This is a genomic window from Mycobacteroides immunogenum (assembly GCF_001605725.1).
Classification (GTDB): domain Bacteria; phylum Actinomycetota; class Actinomycetes; order Mycobacteriales; family Mycobacteriaceae; genus Mycobacterium; species Mycobacterium immunogenum.
Genome location: NZ_CP011530.1, coordinates 2,743,443 through 2,760,788 on the forward strand (window position 1 = coordinate 2,743,443; position 17,346 = coordinate 2,760,788).

Here is a 17,346-nt window from a genome sequence, read left to right on the forward strand (position 1 = left end):
GGACCGTAGGACAAACTGAAAATTCAGTCAAGATTTGATAGCGTGTCCATATGTGCACCGCATGCGAGTGGTCTTCACACTTCTCATCGCTCAGCGCTAAGCCATCCCGTAGGACGGCCCTCCGGGCCGCTGCCGCGGTGGCACTCATTGCGGGCTCGGGCGCGGCGTGCTCCACTACGACGGATTCCTCGCCGGATTCAAACAAGGTCGAACCGCACGGTTCCCACGCGGATTTCGTATTTCGCAACGGTCGCGTCTACACGGTGGCCGGGCAGCGGGAGTGGGCCCAAGCCGTCGCCGTGAAGGGCAACGTCATTGCACACGTCGGCGACGACGCGGCGGCGATGGCCATGGTGGGATCGGCCACCCGTGTCATCGATCTGGCCGGCAAGCTGCTCATGCCCGGATTCGTCGAAGCGCACATTCACCCATTCTTCGGCGCCTTCCTGAGCGGCGGGGTGAATCTGCAAGTGCCCACTAAAGAAGACGCGCTGGCAGCTATCGCCAAGTACGCCAAGGAGAACCCCGAGGGTCCTGTGCGCGGATTCGGCTGGCGCGTCGACATGTTCGGTCCAGAAGGGCCCACGCGCCAGGAGCTGGACCGCGTGCTGCCCGATCGTCCTGGGTTCTTCTTCGCGGTCGACGCGCACAGCATGTGGGCCAACAGCAAGTGTCTTGAGGTGGCGGGCATCAATCGCCATACGCCCGATCCAGTACCGGGTTTCAGCTATTACGTCAAAGACGACAAGGGTGACCCAACCGGTTTCGTCATGGAGATGAGCGCGGTACTGGACTTGGTCGACGCCATCGAGCCGGTCACGGCCGAAAGCCTGCAACGTTCGCTAGAAGATTGGCTACCCCAAGCCGCCGCCGCGGGTATCACCTCGGTATTCGATGCCGGGGCGCCTGCTGTGGGGAGCCAGGCCGCACTCATTGGGCTGTACACCGACATTGAGCGCAAGGGCAGGTTGCCGTTTCGTGTGGTGGCGTCCTACCTCGTGAAGGCACCTCCGTTCGATGACGTGGTGACGGAGTTCTTTGCGACTCGTGATCAGATCTCGAGTGAACTTGTCCGCGTGGGCATGGTCAAGATCATGGGCGATGGCACGCAGGGTGGCCATACCGCGTGGCTGATCGAACCCTATGCGGACAAGCCCGATTCGATCGGTGTGTCTCCGTTCACCGAGCAGCAATGGAGGCAGCTGGTCGGTGAGATCGACTCCGCGGGTATCGATATGCACGTGCATGCCTGCGGAGAACGCACGGTTCGCGTGGCACTGGATGCGTTTGAGGCGGCGATATCCAAGAACCCCGCGCGTGACCGCCGTCATTCGATCGCCCACCTGATCTACGTCGATGACGCGGACAGCGCGCGGTTCGCAAAGCTTGGGATTGGTGCGCAGTTCTCCGCGAATTGGTTCTCGGCGGACCCCGATACCGTGGTCAACCTGGCGGCCAGTTACGGCTCGCCGCGTAAGGACAACCTGTATCGAATCCAAGACGTTCTGCGGACCGGTGCGCATGTCGCGCTCGGAACGGACTGGCCCGCCGCCGGTTACTTCTCCACCTACAAGCCGCTTGACTCCATCCAGATCGGCGTCACTCGCCAGCTGATCGGTGTGTCCGATGCCGAGACGCTTGCTCCTGTCGACCAGAAATTGTCGGTCGCGCAAGCAGTGCGTGCCAACACATTAGGTGCCGCGCGCCAAATCCGGATGGAAGACAAGGTGGGCTCGGTCGAGGTCGGTAAGCTCGCCGACCTCATCGTCCTTGACCGCAACATCCTGGAGGGCGATCCGCATGACATTCACGGGGCAACGGTCGTGCTGACCATGATGAACGGTCAGATCCGCCACGAAGTGCCGAGCTGAGCACCCATACAGCGACGCCGATACAGTTTCAGGCTCACGGCTTGGCCAGTTCCAGGAGCGGCTTGTCCTTCTCGACGACGTAGGTTGCGAGCTCGGACCCTTCGTCATTGCCGATATTTCGGACGGAATGGTAGGTCTCGGCGGGAACGAACAACACATCCCCGGCTGTGACGGTCCTCGGCCCCTGCCCATCGATGTCGTAGACGAGCGTCCCCTTGAGCACATAGATGATTTCTTCACCAGGATGCTTATGGCGGGCAGCTTGAGCGCCCGGCTGAAAATCGACGCGGGTCTGCAGGGCTTCGCGGCCCGGGACGCTCAGGTCGTGGCGCTGTAAATCGGTGCGGCTCAGTGGTTCACGTACCGGATCGGTGTCCGAAGATCCGCAGGCCGCGGTCAGAGCGGCAAGGGCCGCGCCGGCCGCGACCAGGATCATGCTGCGCACGTTCATGTCATCAGTCCTTCCAGGGAGGATTGGGTGTTTCCGCACGATGCGGGGATTCCTGACTCGTGCGGATGCCGTGGTAGATACCGCGCCGGACGATCCACGGTTGTAGCACCCGTTCGATCGACCAGGCTGGAAAGCGGAAAGCCTGACCTGCGGGCGTGAACACCTCCAGCCCGTCTGGCTGTACGCCGAGTACCGAGCCCCAACGGTGCTGTGGTGGACGGTAACTCCGCAGCGGGCGTCCCGATGCCGCCGCGCGAACATTGTGAGCGACCAGTCGATCCGCACGATTGCGGGCAGAAGTGCGCAATGGGTCCGTGGCCGCGACGTCCCCGACTGCGAAGACATCGGGGTGGTCAGGTACCTGCAGCTGCGGTGTCACGCGCACGAACCCGCGTTCATCCAGTAGCGCTGGCGGTAACCAATCCGTGTTGGGTCGCACCCGTCCGATGGCCCAGATCACGGCATCGGCGGATGCCGGTGGCTGCCCCGAACACCATGCCACGGGTTGGTCGGTGATCCGGTCACATGCGAATCCATCGGGGATCAGCGCGCGGTGCCGGGGGTGCAATCCAACGCCTAGTTTATTGAGCCGCTTGCGGATCCGGTCCCAGACCTTCGGCGCATGGTGTGTCAGTGGCCGCTCGCCGGGAAAATACAGATCGACGGTCAGCCCGGGCCACCTCATTGCCACATTGGCGGCGCTGCTCACGGCCGCGGCCCCGCCGCCGATGACGATCACCGAGCCTGCAGAGGCCAGACGTTGGTGTGCCTCATACAGGTCAGAAGCCACGTCGGTGCTGGACTGCAGATTGGGCTGTCGCCAGAAGCCATTGCTGACTCCGGTGGAGATGATCAACGTGTCGTAAGGCTCGGTCAGCGGCGAGCCGTCCCGGTGCCGGGCGAAAATCGTTCGGGCGCTGAGGTTGACGCCCGTAAGGGTGGCGTGCGCGGTGCGTACGCGATCCAGCGCGCGGAATCTGTCGAAGGAGATCCAGTAGTTCTGCGCCCACTTTTCAGGGCGGGACAGCCGCACACCCAGTTCCTGTCCGCTGACCAACCCCGGTTTCACCGAGATGCCCACCACATCGTTGTACCGAGCAAGCCGGATAGCGGTCAGCAGCCCACTGTCGCCGAGACCGGCCACGACAATCCGTCGTCGGCTCACGCCGATATCCGTGGCGGGCGCGGCACAAACCGCGATACCCGGGCGATCACGTCCTGGTACTCGGGGCGGCGCTGCAGACTGCGTTGCTCCATCATCGGGATGCTGGAGCCCAGGAACATACCCAACATACCCACCGCGCCGAGACCCAGCCACCACGCGTCGGTAGGGGATACGGCGATACCGAAGAGGGCCAGGGAAAGCCAAAAACTGAACTCTCCAAAGTAATTCGGATGCCGCGACCACGACCACAGGCCGCGGTCCATCACCTCGCCGGGCCGCCGATCACGGGTAAACCGCCGCATCTGCCCGTCAGCGGCGAATTCGATTGCGACGGCGGCCAGCCCAATCAAGAAAGCGATGGCGGTCAGCCAACTCAGGTCGCCGCCCGGCCGCGTCACCGTGACATATGCGGGCACCATCCCGGCGAAGACCAGCACGGTGGGGATGAGGTGGATCGCCACCAGATCGGCCAGGAAGGCCCAGCTGCCCGCCCTGGCACGCAGCATGGGGTAGCGCCAATCCTCATGGTGCAGACCGGGAAAGCTATACACCCAGTTGGCCGTGAGGCGTATAGCCCAAAGTGCCACCACCAGCACGATGAGCCAGCAGCGCACGGAGTGTATGCCGGATTGGCTCCACCAATAGATCAGCAGCAGCGGCGGTATCACACTCCAGTAGGCGTCGTAAAAACTGGAGTTCCGATACAGCCTGCTGAACACGAAGATCACCAGGGTGGCCAGCACATCGGCGATCAAGGTGTCTAGCCACAGGCGATTGGTGTCGGGACCCAGGGTGAGCCACACGGCGCCGACTCCCACGGCGACAACGTAGGCGAGAGCCACCAGTGCCAAGGATTTCGCCTTGCCGCGTACGGCGGTCACCCGGTGGCTTTCGGGGTTCATGCCGGAATCTCTCGGCGAAGCACCGCGACCAGAAAATCGGAACCGTCGGTGAACGGCCGCAGATCCCAGGTGGACAGCAGCAGATCGGGGATAAGTCCGGCCGACGCGGCATTGTCGAAGAACTCGCTGAACGCGTAGTCGCGGCCGGCGCCAAAGCCGATCACCGCCCGGCCGTCGTCGGCAAGATGCGCGTGTAGTCGGCTTAACACGCGGACGCGGGTGCTCGGGGCCAGGAACGCCATCACGTTGCCCGCTGACACGATGAGGTCGAACGGTTCGGTGATTCCCCGTGCGGGCAGATCGAGTTCGGTGAGATCACCAACGAGCCAACGTGGTCCGGGGTGGTCGTGTTCGGCCGCTTCGATGAGCGCGGGGTCGACGTCGACACCCACGACGAGGTGACCGGCCGCCGCCAGGAATCCGCCCACCCGTCCGGAGCCGCACCCGGCGTCAAGGATTCTGGAACCGCGCGGCACCATCGCGTCAACGAGCCGGGCCTCGCCGGCCAGGTCCGCGCCCGAGCGCGCCATCGACCGAAAGCGCTCGATGTACCACTGCGAATGGTCGGGGTCGGCCGCAACCTTTTGCATCCAGAGGCTCTGCTCCACCATGCGTTCATTGTCGCAAGTGGCGCACGCCGGCATGTGTGAACCGGTCGCCCGATATCCGGTCTGGGGACGGTTCTGATGTTAATCTCATGGGCAACCCCGCAGGTCACTGCCGTAAAGAGGGGGTGTAGAAGATGCGTCATAGTGTGTGTGCCACGGCGATATTGGCCGCCGCAGTGGCACTGGGGGCGTCCGCCACGCGAGAGCCGCCCTGTCAGTTCTCGGGAGGCCTCGGACCTGATGCCGCTTGTACGCAATCCCGGGACGACGACGATGTCACATCACCGTGGCTGTGGCCCGGCGACGACGGGTTCGGCATGGGATTCGGTACACCCGGCTACGGTTGGCCCTGATCTCATAGACCTGCCTACCCGGCAGTTGCAGAGTTACACAAGAACTTTGGCGGCCTGGCGTTCGGCGCGCTTGGCCTGACGGTCGAGGTACTTGGCCTTGACCTCTTCGAAGTCCGCCGACGTCTTTTTCAGGTCGGACACCACGCGGGCCAGATCCTCGCGGTACCACTCGGCGTCGCCGCTGATGTCGTCGCGTTCAAAGATGCGCCACTTGCGCAGCACCGGCATCACCACCTCGTCGAGGTGCGACTGTGGGTCGTAGACGCCGCCGGTGGCGATGGTGACGGCGTTGCGGCGGAATCCCGGAATCGTGTAGCCGGGCATGGTGAAGTTGTCGAGCACCTTGTGAACAGCCTTGACCGCCTGGTTCGGGGAGATTTCCAGACCTGCCGAAACCATGTTCCGGTAGAAGATCATGTGCAGGTTTTCGTCGGTGGAGATGCGCTTGAGCAGCTCGTCGGCGACGGGCTCGGCGCAGGCCTTGCCGGTGTTGCGATGCGAGACGCGGGTGGCCAACTCCTGGAAGGTCACGTACACCACCGAATCGAACAGGCTGTCCGAGAACGGGATGTTCTGGCGGTTCTGCCCGGGGGAGAAGCCACTGGTCATCTGTGCGATACGGAGTTTCTCCAGCTCCACCGGATCGACCGAGCGGGTGACGACGAGATAGTCGCGGATGGCGATGCCGTGCCGGTTTTCCTCGGCGGTCCAACGGTTCACCCAGGTGCCCCACGCACCATCCATGGTGAAGTTCATCGCGATCTCGCGGTGGTACGACGGCAGGTTGTCCTCGGTCAGCAGATTGGTGATCATCGCGACCTTGGCGACCTCGGAGAGCTTGGACTGCTCGGGATCCCAGTCCTGCCCACCCAGGGCCTTGAAGTTCTTGCCCTCGGCCCACGGCACGTAATCGTGCGGATTCCAGTCCTTGGTGACACCGAGGTGACGGTGAACATTCTCCTCGACCACAGGTTCGAGCTCGTACAGCAGCTCGAGATCGGTGAAATCCTTCTGCATGGATACATTCCTCGTGTCGGTGGGCCAGACAGAAACTGCAACTAGCAGTACCCGTATCCAGCAGTTACAGAAAGCTATCACGTTCTGGTCGCGTGTGGGTCGACATGCCGATCGCGTGCTGGATCGACACCGTTCCGTGACTGTCAATTCGTGCGAAGTGTTGGTCTGCTTGGAGCGGCATCCGCACCCGATCGATGGCCGCCCTGATAGCCAAAATCCATTGCATATCAAGCTTTACGAAAGCCTTGGGGGCGTGCCCGCGCAAGTGCGGGGCCTATGTCGCAGTAGCGCGGTTCCGGCGATGGTTGTTTTGGCTCACGGCAATTCCTTTGTGTCGATATCCATGCCGCCATGCTCAAGGGACTGCCGCGCGATGAGCGACGGCCTGACCGACTGGTCTCCGGAAGATCCGCCTCTTGAGCGCCATGGCGCGTTTCTCCACGACGAACCAACTCAAGGCGGCAACAGGGAGAGTGGCCGTCGTCGCCAGGATAAAGAACAGGAACGGATGTAACCGGGCGAGCCCGAACGTCGCCAGCAACTGTTGAATCGGGAATGCGTAGATGTATACGCCATATGAAAGATCGTTGCGCAGTCGTGTCCTGCGGATCAGCGCACCGGAAACAATGACTGCGTAGGCCAGCGGCAGCGCGCCGATTACTCGGTAATTCTGTGTGAAACCCGATGCCACGACAAGTGCAATGCTCAATGCGACCAACCACCAGCGCGCGGGAATCTTGTCTTGGTACTCATGGAGAAGCGCACCAGCGAGGAATACGGCAAAGAATCGCGATAGCATCTGCGGCCACGTGTACGACTCTGGGCTGTACGAGAAGTGGGCGGAACAATACAGCGCGGTGACAAGCAGGGTCGGAATCACCCAGTTTCGCTTCAGCAGGCCGGCCACGCCGAGTACCGACACCATCACATCGCAGAGCAAGACGAAGAACAGGGTCCAGATGGATCCGTTCCACACGCCCGGATACGGCACATCGGTGGGAGTTCCGTCTATGTCGAAGTAGGCCACGTTCAACAGGGCATTGTTGACTACGTAACCGAGCTCTGCGGAGAAGGTGATCGAAGTGTGTTGAACGCGCGCCGCGATCGGTGCGATGACGAAAGCGATCATCACCAGGCATATCCAGAGGCCGGGGAAGATCCTCAAGACCCGGGATGCCCAGTACTCCTTCAGGCTTGGGCGGCGTATCCACGCCGCCGTGATGAGAAATCCGGAAATGACGAAGAACCCGTCAGCAAAAATGTCTCCGAGCAATCGCGCCGCCGGCGCATAGCCGATTTCGCGGCCGGTAAGGGGCCACGAATGCCAGAAGACGACGCCGGTGGCGAGAATGAGGCGCCATGAGGTGAGTGCGTTGTGCCGCGGATCGAACACCTGCCCAAGCTTCATTAAACCCCCTTGGGCGCCGATGTGGTGTCTTTACTTTTGCAAAAAGAACATACTGCACAATCGCAAGTGCTGCCGGTCCTCCGTCGGCTCGACTAATCCCGACTTGTGATTAATCAAGCTGTTTGGCCATTGCTCTAAATTTTCTGAAATCCAACAATTAATTACCACGGCTACGCAACATGCTTTAGTAATTAAGGTTGACGTGGCACCATATCTCAAGTTCGCGGGCGTATTCCACGGAAATCGGCTTCTCGTACCTATCTGTCGATGGCAAATTTCAAGATAAATCCATCTTCTGGGGAGCTATTTGCTGCCAGTGTGGCTTGAAAGGTCTTCAGCTGCCTGCCGGGGCCGAGCGTTTGGATCGCGTCAGTGAGTATCCAGCCCGCAGCGCGCGGTGGGTGCCGGTCACTTCTGCGGCAGCAGTGCGTGAAGCACGAGAAAGCTAACGGAACAGCAGAATTATTGTGTCAAGGACATCTTGCAGCTCGTGATCGCGCACCGCCGTGTCGTCGCGGTAGGCCAGGCATGTCAACAGTCTGAAATTCAAATCCGCTACCGGGACCAGGACAAATTCGTCGTATTCCAATGAGGTGGGCTCGCCGGGTGAGGGAAGTGGGGCCAGGCTGAAAGCGCGGCCCGACGCGACTGCGTCCTTGACGCGAGCTCCGTCGCCGAGGGTAAATTCAGCTCGCCTGAGTTCGCCGAGCTTGTCCAGCTCGGCTTCAACGTCGCGCCGGTACTCGGTATCGCTATCGCGCCGATCGCCGATGTAGTCCAAGGTGAGTAGCTCGGCCACGGTGATGGATTCGACGGATTCGTACTTCTCGCGCGACAGCACGGCGCCGATTCGTTCCTTCCACACGGTGGTGTACGACAGCACCGTAGCGTGCGCGTTCGGTCTGACGAACCCGAAATCGAGCCTTCCTCGCAGGATCCCATCGATAATGTCGGCGCTCACCAGCGGCGACTGAGTGAGCTTGAACTTCTCGCCCTTGCTGTCGCCCAGGCTCGTCAATCTGGTTTGCAAAATGGGGGGTAGCCACGGGGGAACGCCGCAGGGGATCCTCCTGACCGGCAGTGGGCCCTTTGAAATCTCGCCCGGGACACTGTCGAACTTCTCGATGACTTCGCGTGCGAGAGGTAGCAGTCGGGCTCCCTCGGCGGTGAGAGCCACGGTTCGGGTATCACGAACAAACAGGTTGGCACCCAGCACTCGCTCTGCGTTGCTAATCCGTCTGCTGAGGACGGACGGCGTCAAATGCAGTTCTCGTGCGGCCTGGGAGAAACTCAATTTGTTCGCAATCGAGACGAAGCAGCGCAAATCATCCAAGCTCAGGCTGCGCGCGCTCACCGCCCGAGCATATAGCGAGGGCGATCTTGATCAGGCCAAACACATCGGGCGATGCCTATGGAACGAATTTCCCACTGCGGTAGGGAATCTGCGGGCTAGCGGTGGTACGTGGTCCCGGCAAATACAATCGACCGGTGCAAACAACCTGTGACCGGACTATCCAATGCTGATCGGCGTTGCGGCGGCGCTGCTTGCCTGCTTCGGGTATGGAACGGCTTCTGTTCTTCAGGGCTACGGCGCTCGCCAATCCGCTACCGAGACGCATGTGCAGACCGGTGACCGCGGCCCCACGCTCAAATCAACCGTGGCCGCCGCACTGACACCCGCGTTCATCGCCGGCATGGTTCTCGATCTCGTCGGCTTCGCGGGCAGCCTGATTTCGGCTCGACTGATCCCGCTGTTTCTCTCCCAGACGATCATGAGCGCCAACCTTGCGGTCACTGCTTTGCTCGGCATCGTCATACTAGGTGTTCGGCTACAGCGTCGCGATTGGATCGCGATCTCCGCCGTCCTGCTGTCGTTGTGCGTGTTGGCCGCGACGGCGGGGCCTCTTGGTCGCGATACGGCGCCGCCGGCCTTTCATTGGGGGGTGCTGATCGTCTCAATCGCGGTGCTGCTCACGGGCATCTGTCTGATCCGGATACTCGGCAGTGGTGCCGCGATCCCGGCCGGGTTGTTGGCGGGTGTGCTCTATGGCGGGATGGCCGTTGCGGTGCGGGTGGTCAGCGGTATTGATCCGTTCAGCCTCAAAGTACTGCTCGCCGATCCGGCCGCCTATGCCGTGGCCATCGCCGGCGTAGGCGGGTTCTATCTATTTACCGTCGCATTGCAGATTGGTTCGGTCAACGGTGCTGCCGCCGCGTTGGTGGTCGGCGAAACCGTTGTTCCTGGGGTTATCGGTGTTGTGTTGTTGGGGGACAGCGCGCGCCCCGGAATGGGCTGGCTCGTCACGGTGGCGTTCCTCGCGGCGGTTGTTTCGGCGGTGGCCGTCGCAGTATTCGGCGCGGCCGAGAACAGCCAGTCGGCCGCTGCCGAGGCCAGCCACTGAACTTGGTCTCCGAGACAGCGCTGATCGCAAGAGAAATGCTTCGATAAGCCAACCCAAGGCAGCGATGGCACCGGTAGTGGCGCCGCACACTACCAACGACTTGGCGACCGTCCGGTTATCGTTGGCGATGTCGAGTGATGTGTAGGTATCGGACGTGACGTAAGAGTGCCTGCGAGCCGCTGAGATCCCGCTGAGCGCAATGTGGTTCGGGCGGGCTACTCGACTCCCACGGTCACCTCGGTGGACTTGATGAACACCGTCGCGGCTTGGCCGACGGTGAGTCCGAGGTCGGCTACCGCGTCCTTGGTGATCGAAGAAGTGACGACCTGATCGCCACCGTCGAGCCGAATTTTCACGATGGCCATCACTGTTCCGATGCTGACTTCCGTGATAGTTCCGGTCAATTGATTGCGGGTGGACAGGCGCATGACATCTCCTTGGAGTCGGGATATCCATTGAGGCTAGTAAACGCGGTCGGTCGACAGGCCGCAGTTACGAGACTCACCGCGGAACGGGCACGGCGATCGCATCGAAGTGGTACGCGGCGAGTGCGCGCACCGTAATGAATTCCTGCTTCATGACCGCAGCTTTCAAGAGTCGGTGAATCCCATCCAGGATCACGACGTGACCGCTCGGGTGCTGGTAGGTGTCCAGGGGATGACGAAGGTCGGCGGCCAAGGTTCGCTGCCACTGTTGCCGATGGGTCGCCGGATTTTCGGCCACTTCATTCGGGGAGATCTGGAACGGAACTCCATCGGCCGACGAGAACGGTAGCTCCAGATGCCAAGCCAGCTCGGCGCTCGGGACAGTTTCACTGGGAGGCAACAATTCCAAGCATTCGGATATGAGCGAGTTCGTTGGTACGCGCAATTATGGCGTCGACCGGGTGACCGCCTTGCCACGTACACTTCCGCAATGAGTTGGTTCTCCCGGAGACGGGGAAAGAAGGAAGTGGCTGTTCAGCTCAGCCCTGGCGCCACCGAGTTGGTGGATCAACTCGTCGATCATCATCACGACCGGGAGTGGCCCACCGCGATTGGCTGGTACCTCCCTGATGATGAGCCGCCGTGGGATGCACTTGACGAACTTTGCCGCAGTGGCTATTGCAAGGTCGAGCGCGACGGCGACGAGATCGAGATGGACTTCACCGAACTGGGTCATAAGATCTTCGTATGAACGGCTATTTTCCAATAGCGCTGTAGAGCAACCTGTTTAGGAGATCAGGTGCTGCCGGGTATCGTCGGCGATGTCGGCGCTCAGGTGGCGGTTATCCCCATTGATAAGAGTCATGCCGTTTCCGCCGTTGTCGTCACGTTGGTAACTATCTAGCCTTGGAATTCCAACCCTCGGGTACACGAAGGCCCGGTGGGCACGGTTAACGATTGAAGGGACGCCATGTCTGACCAACCGGCACCGATCACGCCCTACTTGGAGGAAGCCGCGCGTGCGCTGACCACTGCCACCGACCCTCATCCCCGGATCTACGAGCTTCCCCCGGAGGAAGGCCGACAGATACTTGTCGATCTGCAGAGCGATGTCTCCGTCTCAAGGCCGGATGTCGATGAGCAGTGGGTTGATGTCGACGCTGGTTCCTGGGGTACGGTGCGCACGCGCATCATTCGCCCTAAAGGAGTCGGCGGCACACTTCCTGTGGTGTTCTACATCCACGGTGCCGGTTGGGTTTTCGGCGACGACAAGACACACGACAGGATTTTTCGTGAACTCTCCGCCGGTGTAGGCGCGGCCGGGGTGTTCCCTGTTTATGACCGGGCCCCGGAAGCCAAGTACCCCACCCAGATCGAACAGAATTACGCGGTGGGGCAGTGGCTCGCCCAGCATGGAGCCGAGTACGGACTCGATGTGTCCCGAGTCGCGGTTGCCGGGGAGTCCGTGGGCGGCAACATGTCGGCCGTGTTCGCACTGCAGAACAAAGAGCGCGGTGGACTCGAATTGAAGGCGCAGATCTTGCTGTATCCCGTCACCGCAGCCGATTTCGATACTCAGTCATATCACCAGTTCGCCGAGCACTACTACCTCACGCGCGATGGCATGAAATGGTTCTGGGATGCGTACACCACCGACCCGGCGGAACGTGAACAGCCTTATGCTTCACCGCTCTTGGCAAGTCTGGCACAGCTGAAAGACCTGCCACCAGCGTTGGTGATCACCGCGGAGGCCGATGTTCTGCGCGACGGTGGTGAGCTTTACGCGGACAAGCTCCGCGAAGCGGGGGTCGAGGTCACGGCCGTCCGGATCAGCGGGACGGTCCACGATTTCATGCTGTTGGACAGTCTCCGCGGTACTCGTGCGGCCATCGTCGCGCGCAAGCTCGCCGTGGACGCGTTGCGGACCGCGCTGGGCAACGGCTGAACATCGCTGCGGTGGTCTCAAGTTCCGCTGTCGGTCACTGGCAGCAGGAAGGATCGAGCACAGTGCACAGCGCGGTGAGAGCGTCGGGCACCGGGATCCGCCGAAGCGATCCGTCCGATCCGGGACGATATCGAGCAGCGGGTGCGAAACCTGCTGGCTGAACTCGCCATCAACGTCATCTAGCGCGCAGAGTGTTCAGTGGCCGTCACTGCGTGCCGGTCGCCAACAGTGTTTCGAGTTTCTCGCGGGTCTCGGTGCCGTGCAGCGGGAAGTAGATGACGATGTGCATGTTGGGCACGTCGGACGGTGCCAGCCGGTGGTGCTCGAAGGCCAGTGTGCCCGCGGTCGGGTGGTGGAATCGGCGTTCGCGCGAGCTGAATCGCCCGACCTCGTGTTGGGCCCATGCCGTGGCGAATTCGGTGCTCTGTCGCTGAAGTCGCTCCACCAACGCGACATGCGCCGGATCTCCGAGGAGTGGGCGCGCCTCGGCGCGATACTCGGCGAGGAATTGACTGCTTGTCGTCGGCCAGTCGGGCAACATCTGCCGCACATATGGGTCGGTGAAGATGAATTGCAGCAGGTTTCGGTCCTGCGCGCACACCTGGGCAATGTTCGGGTAGAGAATCTCGTAAGCGCGATTCCATGCGCCGATGTTCCAGTCAGGCGATACCACAAAGGCAGGGGAGGGCAGCAGGCTCTCGATCAACCGCCGGAGGTGATCGGGCACCGAGATCGGCTCAGCTGTGGCATCGGTAGGCGCCGCGGTGAAGCCGGCCAGCTCCAGTACGTAGCCACGCTCGGCGGCGGTGAGCCGCATGTTGTGGGCGATGGCCTCAAGCACGTGCCGGGAGGGGTTGATATCGCGGCCCTGCTCAAGCCACGTATACCAGGTCACGCTCACCCCCGAGAGGACCGCGATTTCCTCGCGCCGCAATCCGCTGGTGCGGGTGCGCCCGATGGGCGGTAACCCGTAATCGGCGCGCAGAAGATGCTCGCGGCGGGTACGCAGGAACGCGCCAAGCTCCCTACGTCGTTCGTCGCGTCCCGCCATGGACTGATCCTATTAGTCCCACTACTAGTAGTACCGCCGTCTTCCGGGTTCGGTCAGTTCATGGGCGAATAGACGGTATGCCCGCACTTCGCTCACGTACCGTCACCCACGGCCGGAACATGGCAGGAGCTCGTGCGCTGCTGCGCGCGGCCGGCGTGTCCGCCTCGGACTTCGGCAAGCCAATTGTTGCCATTGCCAATAGTTTTGCCGAGTTCGTCCCGGGCCACACCCACCTGCAACCCGTCGGGCGGATCGTCGCTGAAGCAATCGTGGCGGCGGGTGCGGTGCCTCGTGAGTTCAACACGATCGCGGTGGACGACGGCATCGCGATGGGTCATGCGGGAATGCTGTACTCCCTGCCGTCGCGCGACCTGATCGCCGACTCGATCGAATACATGGTCGAGGCTCATCGGGCCGACGCGTTGGTGTGCATTTCCAACTGCGACAAGATCACTCCGGGCATGCTGATGGCAGCTCTGCGCCTGAACATCCCGACAGTCTTCGTGTCCGGTGGACCGATGGAGGGTGGGCGGACCACGCTGCAGGACGGCACAGTGCGTACGGGGATGAACCTCATCACCGCGGTGGCAGAGTCCGCATCCCCGGAGGTGTCCGATGAGGATTTGCGCCGGATCGAGGAGCAGGCATGCCCGACGTGCGGATCATGCTCGGGGATGTTCACCGCCAACTCCATGAACTGTCTGACCGAGGCGCTTGGCCTGGCGCCTCCGGGCAATGGCACGACGCTGGCCACGCATACTGCGCGCAAGAGCTTGTACGAGAGTGCCGGCCGGCTGGTCGTCGACCTCGCCCGGCGGTATTACGAGCATGACGACATCGCGGCGTTGCCGCGGCAGATCGCTTCGCGCAAGGCCTTCGAGAATGCGATGTGTATGGACATCGCGATGGGCGGATCGACCAACACTGTGCTACATCTGTTGGCGGCAGCGCACGAAGCGGAGCTGGATTTCACCCTCGGTGACATCGACGCACTCTCGCGGCATGTGCCATGTCTGTGCAAGGTAGCTCCGAACGGCGCGTATCTGGTCGAGGATGTCCACCGTGCCGGTGGTGTCCCCGCACTGCTCGGGGAGCTCGATCGGGCGGGGTTGTTGCACCGCGACGTGCACAGTGTTCATGCTCCGGATTTGTCCGTGTGGCTCACCGAATGGGATGTGCGTGGTACGGCGCCGTCGCCGGAGGCGATCGAGCTGTTCTACGCCGCGCCCGGATGTGAGCGTTCCGCACAAGCGTTTTCGCAGTCCCGCCGCTGGCATGCGCTCGACCTGGACCCGTCGGGCGGCTGCATTCGCGACGTCGCGCACGCCTATTCCGCGGACGGCGGTCTGGCGGTGCTCACTGGCAATCTCGCGCCGAACGGGTGCATCGTCAAGACTGCCGGTGTCGACGAGAAGATCCATACCTTCACGGGACCGGCCATCGTCTTCGAGTCCCAGGACGATGCCGTCGATGCCATCCTGAACAATCGGGTGCGACCGGGCGACGTGGTGGTGATCCGCTATGAAGGGCCGCGTGGTGGTCCAGGTATGCAAGAAATGCTGTACCCAACGGCCTTTCTCAAGGGCCGAGGACTCGGTGCTAGCTGTGCGCTCATCACAGATGGACGTTTTTCGGGCGGTACGTCGGGGCTTTCGATCGGTCATGTCTCTCCGGAGGCGGCCGCCGGCGGTCCGATTGCGCTGATAGAGGACGGCGACATCATCCGTATCGATATTGCCCGCCGTGCGATCGTCATCGATGTGGATGACGAGTTGCTGCGAACGCGAAGAGATCTCGTGGAATCCGGGATCGGATACCGGCCGGCCAAGCGAGACCGCTCAGTATCGGCGGCTCTGCGCGCGTACGCATCCCTGGCCACCTCGGCCGATCGAGGCGCGGTAAGAGAATTGCCCGCGGATTGATCCGATCAAGAGCGCGCGTGAGCCGTCTCCGCAGCGGTCGAGAACTCGAGATGACGACTAACACCCGAATTGGTCTACAGAACTACCTCGATGAGCCGCGGTCCACGCTGGCGCATGGCTTGCCCGAACTGGTCGGTGAATTCCTCGATGGTGGTGGCTCGGCTGGCCTCGACTCCCAAACCTGTGGCCAGGTGCTGCCAATCGAGGGTGGGGTTATGCAAGTCGAGCATCGAAAGTGCCTTGGGGCCAGGCTCTTCCACGCCGACACGCCAGAGTTCGACATTCAAGATGGCATAGGAACGGTTGGCGAAGATCACCGTTGTGACGTCCAGGTTTTCGCGCGCTTGGGTCCACAGCGCCTGCAGGGTGTACATGGCACCGCCATCTCCGTGAAGACAGACGACTTTGCGGTCGGGGCACGCGACCGCCGCGCCGGCGGCCAGCGGTATCCCCTGACCGATGGAGCCTCCGGTAAGGGCGAGCCAATCGTGCGGGGCTGCATGACTTGTGGCGGCATTCAGCGCCACACCCGAGGTCGCGGCCTCGTCGGAGACGATGGCCTGCTCGGGCAGCAGCGCGCCGATCACCTGAGCCACGGTGACGGCGTTGAGCGGCCCGGTGGGCAGATCGGGAGGTGAAAATGACGCAAGCACAGGTGCTTTGGAGGTGGGGCCGAATGCCTCGGCGAGCGCCTGCAACGCACCGACGCCATCTTCGTGTGGATGGGCCAGATGCAGAATCTGGCAATCCGCGGGAGTGCACCAGGACGGCTTGCCCGGGTATGCGAAGAACGACACCGGGGGTTTCGCCCCGACCAGAATGAGTAGTTCGACATCCTTCATGAAGTCGACGATCTGTTCCGCGAAGTAGGGGATCTGCTCGATGACTGGTCGCCCAGCGCCGCGCTGCCACCGTGGCACGAAAGTGTCACAGGCCAGGCGCGCACCAGCGAGTGAGGCGACGTGTGCCGCGGCGAGCAAGCCGTCTTCCCTCAGTGCGGCGCCGCGGAGCAGAATCATGGACTTCTTGCCTAACCGCAGCGCCTCAGCCACTTGATCCACGGCTGCGCCGTCCACCGGGGCGGGGATCGGGCGCGGCAATGGCGCGGCGGGACGCTCGGCCGCCGACCAGGCGGTATCCGCGGGCAAGATGAGCGTGGCGATCTGCCCCGGTGGTTGCAGTGCTGCCTGAACCGCTCGCGCCGCATCGGCGGCGATGTCCAGGGCGCTGGGCGATGAGTGAATCCAGGCGGACACCGGCCGCGCGAATCCTGCGACGTCGGAAGTCAGCGGGGCATCGTACTGCTCGTGGTAGGTCGCGTGATTGCCGACGATGTTGACGATAGGCGTGGCCGCGCGGCGAGCGTTGTGCAGGTTCGCCAGCCCATTGGCCAACCCCGGACCCAGATGCAGCAACGTCGCGGCAGGCGAGTCCGACATGCGCCCGTAGCCGTCCGCCATGCCGGTCACCGCGCCCTCGAAAAGGCCAAGAATCGTGCGCATTCCCTCAACCTTGTCAACGGCGGCGACAAAATGCATTTCTGAGGTACCTGGGTTGGCGAAGCACGTCGTTACCCCAGAAGCCACCAAGGTACGCACCAGGCTCTCGGCACCGTTCACAGTCAAATCCTCTCCCGCACAGGACATTTATCAGTGAACTTACCAACCACACATTTCGGCACGGACGAAGGTTCGGCCTTGTCGGGTCTGACACGGGTGAGTGGACTTCGGCATTCACAGTGAACGCACAGGCTGTAGCTAGCTCATGCAAATCCAGGCGCACTAGTTTTTGGTTGCACGGCATTCATTTGCGAGGCAAGCCCGCGG

The 17,346-nt window shown here is 62.2% G+C and carries 17 protein-coding genes; 6 read left to right on the forward strand and 11 right to left on the reverse strand.

The features are described 5' to 3' along the window. The first annotated feature begins 50 nt into the window (after positions 1-50). Entirely contained in the window at positions 51-1,871 is a 1,821-nt protein-coding gene (locus ABG82_RS13430; protein ID WP_043079985.1) for an amidohydrolase, read from the forward strand. 34 nt (positions 1,872-1,905) lie between these two features. Here ABG82_RS13430 and ABG82_RS13435 read toward each other — a convergent pair whose 3' ends face one another. The 4 genes from ABG82_RS13435 to ABG82_RS13450 are packed head-to-tail and all read right to left on the reverse strand — an operon-like array spanning position 1,906 to position 5,000. Next, the gene (locus ABG82_RS13435; protein WP_043079984.1) at positions 1,906-2,322 is read right to left on the reverse strand and encodes a cupin domain-containing protein; all 417 of its coding nucleotides are present in this window, start codon (positions 2,320-2,322) and stop codon (positions 1,906-1,908) included. A gap of 4 nt (positions 2,323-2,326) precedes the next feature. Beyond that, on the reverse strand, positions 2,327-3,487 hold the full coding sequence (locus tag ABG82_RS13440; protein ID WP_043079983.1) for an FAD-dependent oxidoreductase: 1,161 nt from the start codon (positions 3,485-3,487) through the stop codon (positions 2,327-2,329). Further along, positions 3,484-4,389 (reverse strand): DUF1295 domain-containing protein, encoded by a 906-nt coding sequence (locus tag ABG82_RS13445; RefSeq protein ID WP_078343857.1) that lies wholly within the window; start codon positions 4,387-4,389, stop codon positions 3,484-3,486. The genes ABG82_RS13440 and ABG82_RS13445 overlap by 4 nt, the downstream gene beginning before the upstream one ends. Continuing rightward, positions 4,386-5,000 (reverse strand): class I SAM-dependent methyltransferase, encoded by a 615-nt coding sequence (locus tag ABG82_RS13450; RefSeq protein WP_043080029.1) that lies wholly within the window; start codon positions 4,998-5,000, stop codon positions 4,386-4,388. Before ABG82_RS13450 ends, ABG82_RS13445 begins: the two co-directional genes overlap by 4 nt. Positions 5,001-5,131: 131 nt before the next feature. Between ABG82_RS13450 and ABG82_RS28260 the strand changes: the two genes are divergently transcribed. Then, a complete protein-coding gene (locus ABG82_RS28260) occupies positions 5,132-5,350 on the forward strand; it encodes a hypothetical protein (protein WP_131676341.1) in 219 nt (72 codons plus the stop codon). A 33-nt stretch (positions 5,351-5,383) separates the two neighbouring features. Here ABG82_RS28260 and ABG82_RS13455 read toward each other — a convergent pair whose 3' ends face one another. The 3 genes from ABG82_RS13455 to ABG82_RS13465 all read right to left on the reverse strand — a co-directional run bounded on the left by ABG82_RS13455 (position 5,384) and on the right by ABG82_RS13465 (position 9,129). Then, complete coding sequence (locus ABG82_RS13455) at positions 5,384-6,367, reverse strand: acyl-ACP desaturase (protein ID WP_054175748.1); 984 nt, start codon at positions 6,365-6,367, stop codon at positions 5,384-5,386. A 355-nt stretch (positions 6,368-6,722) separates the two neighbouring features. Beyond that, positions 6,723-7,775 carry an acyltransferase family protein gene (locus tag ABG82_RS13460; protein ID WP_043079618.1) on the reverse strand — a complete coding sequence of 351 codons (1,053 nt, stop codon included), beginning with the start codon at positions 7,773-7,775 and terminating at the stop codon, positions 6,723-6,725. A 445-nt stretch (positions 7,776-8,220) separates the two neighbouring features. After that, positions 8,221-9,129, reverse strand: coding sequence for a LysR family transcriptional regulator (locus tag ABG82_RS13465; protein WP_043079619.1), 909 nt, complete (start codon positions 9,127-9,129; stop codon positions 8,221-8,223). Positions 9,130-9,292: 163 nt separating this feature from the next. Here ABG82_RS13465 and ABG82_RS13470 point away from each other — a divergent pair, with 163 nt between their 5' ends. Continuing rightward, positions 9,293-10,177 carry a DMT family protein gene (locus ABG82_RS13470; RefSeq protein WP_043079620.1) on the forward strand — a complete coding sequence of 295 codons (885 nt, stop codon included), beginning with the start codon at positions 9,293-9,295 and terminating at the stop codon, positions 10,175-10,177. 215 nt (positions 10,178-10,392) lie between these two features. Here ABG82_RS13470 and ABG82_RS13475 read toward each other — a convergent pair whose 3' ends face one another. Both ABG82_RS13475 and ABG82_RS13480 read right to left on the reverse strand, forming a co-directional pair. After that, on the reverse strand, positions 10,393-10,605 hold the full coding sequence (locus ABG82_RS13475; RefSeq protein ID WP_043079621.1) for a TOBE domain-containing protein: 213 nt from the start codon (positions 10,603-10,605) through the stop codon (positions 10,393-10,395). 73 nt (positions 10,606-10,678) lie between these two features. Continuing rightward, on the reverse strand, positions 10,679-11,002 hold the full coding sequence (locus ABG82_RS13480; RefSeq protein ID WP_131676308.1) for a hypothetical protein: 324 nt from the start codon (positions 11,000-11,002) through the stop codon (positions 10,679-10,681). Between the two features lie 162 nt (positions 11,003-11,164). On the opposite strand from ABG82_RS13480, the gene ABG82_RS13485 reads away from it, so the two are divergent. Together ABG82_RS13485 and ABG82_RS13490 are read left to right on the forward strand one after the other, a co-directional pair. Then, entirely contained in the window at positions 11,165-11,353 is a 189-nt protein-coding gene (locus tag ABG82_RS13485; RefSeq protein WP_043079658.1) for a hypothetical protein, read from the forward strand. A 219-nt stretch (positions 11,354-11,572) separates the two neighbouring features. After that, on the forward strand, positions 11,573-12,547 hold the full coding sequence (locus tag ABG82_RS13490; protein WP_043079623.1) for an alpha/beta hydrolase: 975 nt from the start codon (positions 11,573-11,575) through the stop codon (positions 12,545-12,547). A gap of 205 nt (positions 12,548-12,752) precedes the next feature. On the opposite strand, the gene ABG82_RS13495 is transcribed toward ABG82_RS13490, so the two are convergent. Further along, positions 12,753-13,598: a helix-turn-helix transcriptional regulator gene (locus tag ABG82_RS13495; RefSeq protein ID WP_043079624.1), complete on the reverse strand. Its 846-nt coding sequence runs from the start codon at positions 13,596-13,598 to the stop codon at positions 12,753-12,755. 77 nt (positions 13,599-13,675) lie between these two features. Here ABG82_RS13495 and ilvD point away from each other — a divergent pair, with 77 nt between their 5' ends. Then, positions 13,676-15,520, forward strand: coding sequence for a dihydroxy-acid dehydratase (gene ilvD, locus ABG82_RS13500; protein WP_078343859.1), 1,845 nt, complete (start codon positions 13,676-13,678; stop codon positions 15,518-15,520). A 74-nt stretch (positions 15,521-15,594) separates the two neighbouring features. On the opposite strand, the gene ABG82_RS13505 is transcribed toward ilvD, so the two are convergent. Then, positions 15,595-17,139 carry an acetolactate synthase large subunit gene (locus tag ABG82_RS13505; RefSeq protein ID WP_043079625.1) on the reverse strand — a complete coding sequence of 515 codons (1,545 nt, stop codon included), beginning with the start codon at positions 17,137-17,139 and terminating at the stop codon, positions 15,595-15,597. Between the last annotated feature and the right edge of the window lie 207 nt (positions 17,140-17,346).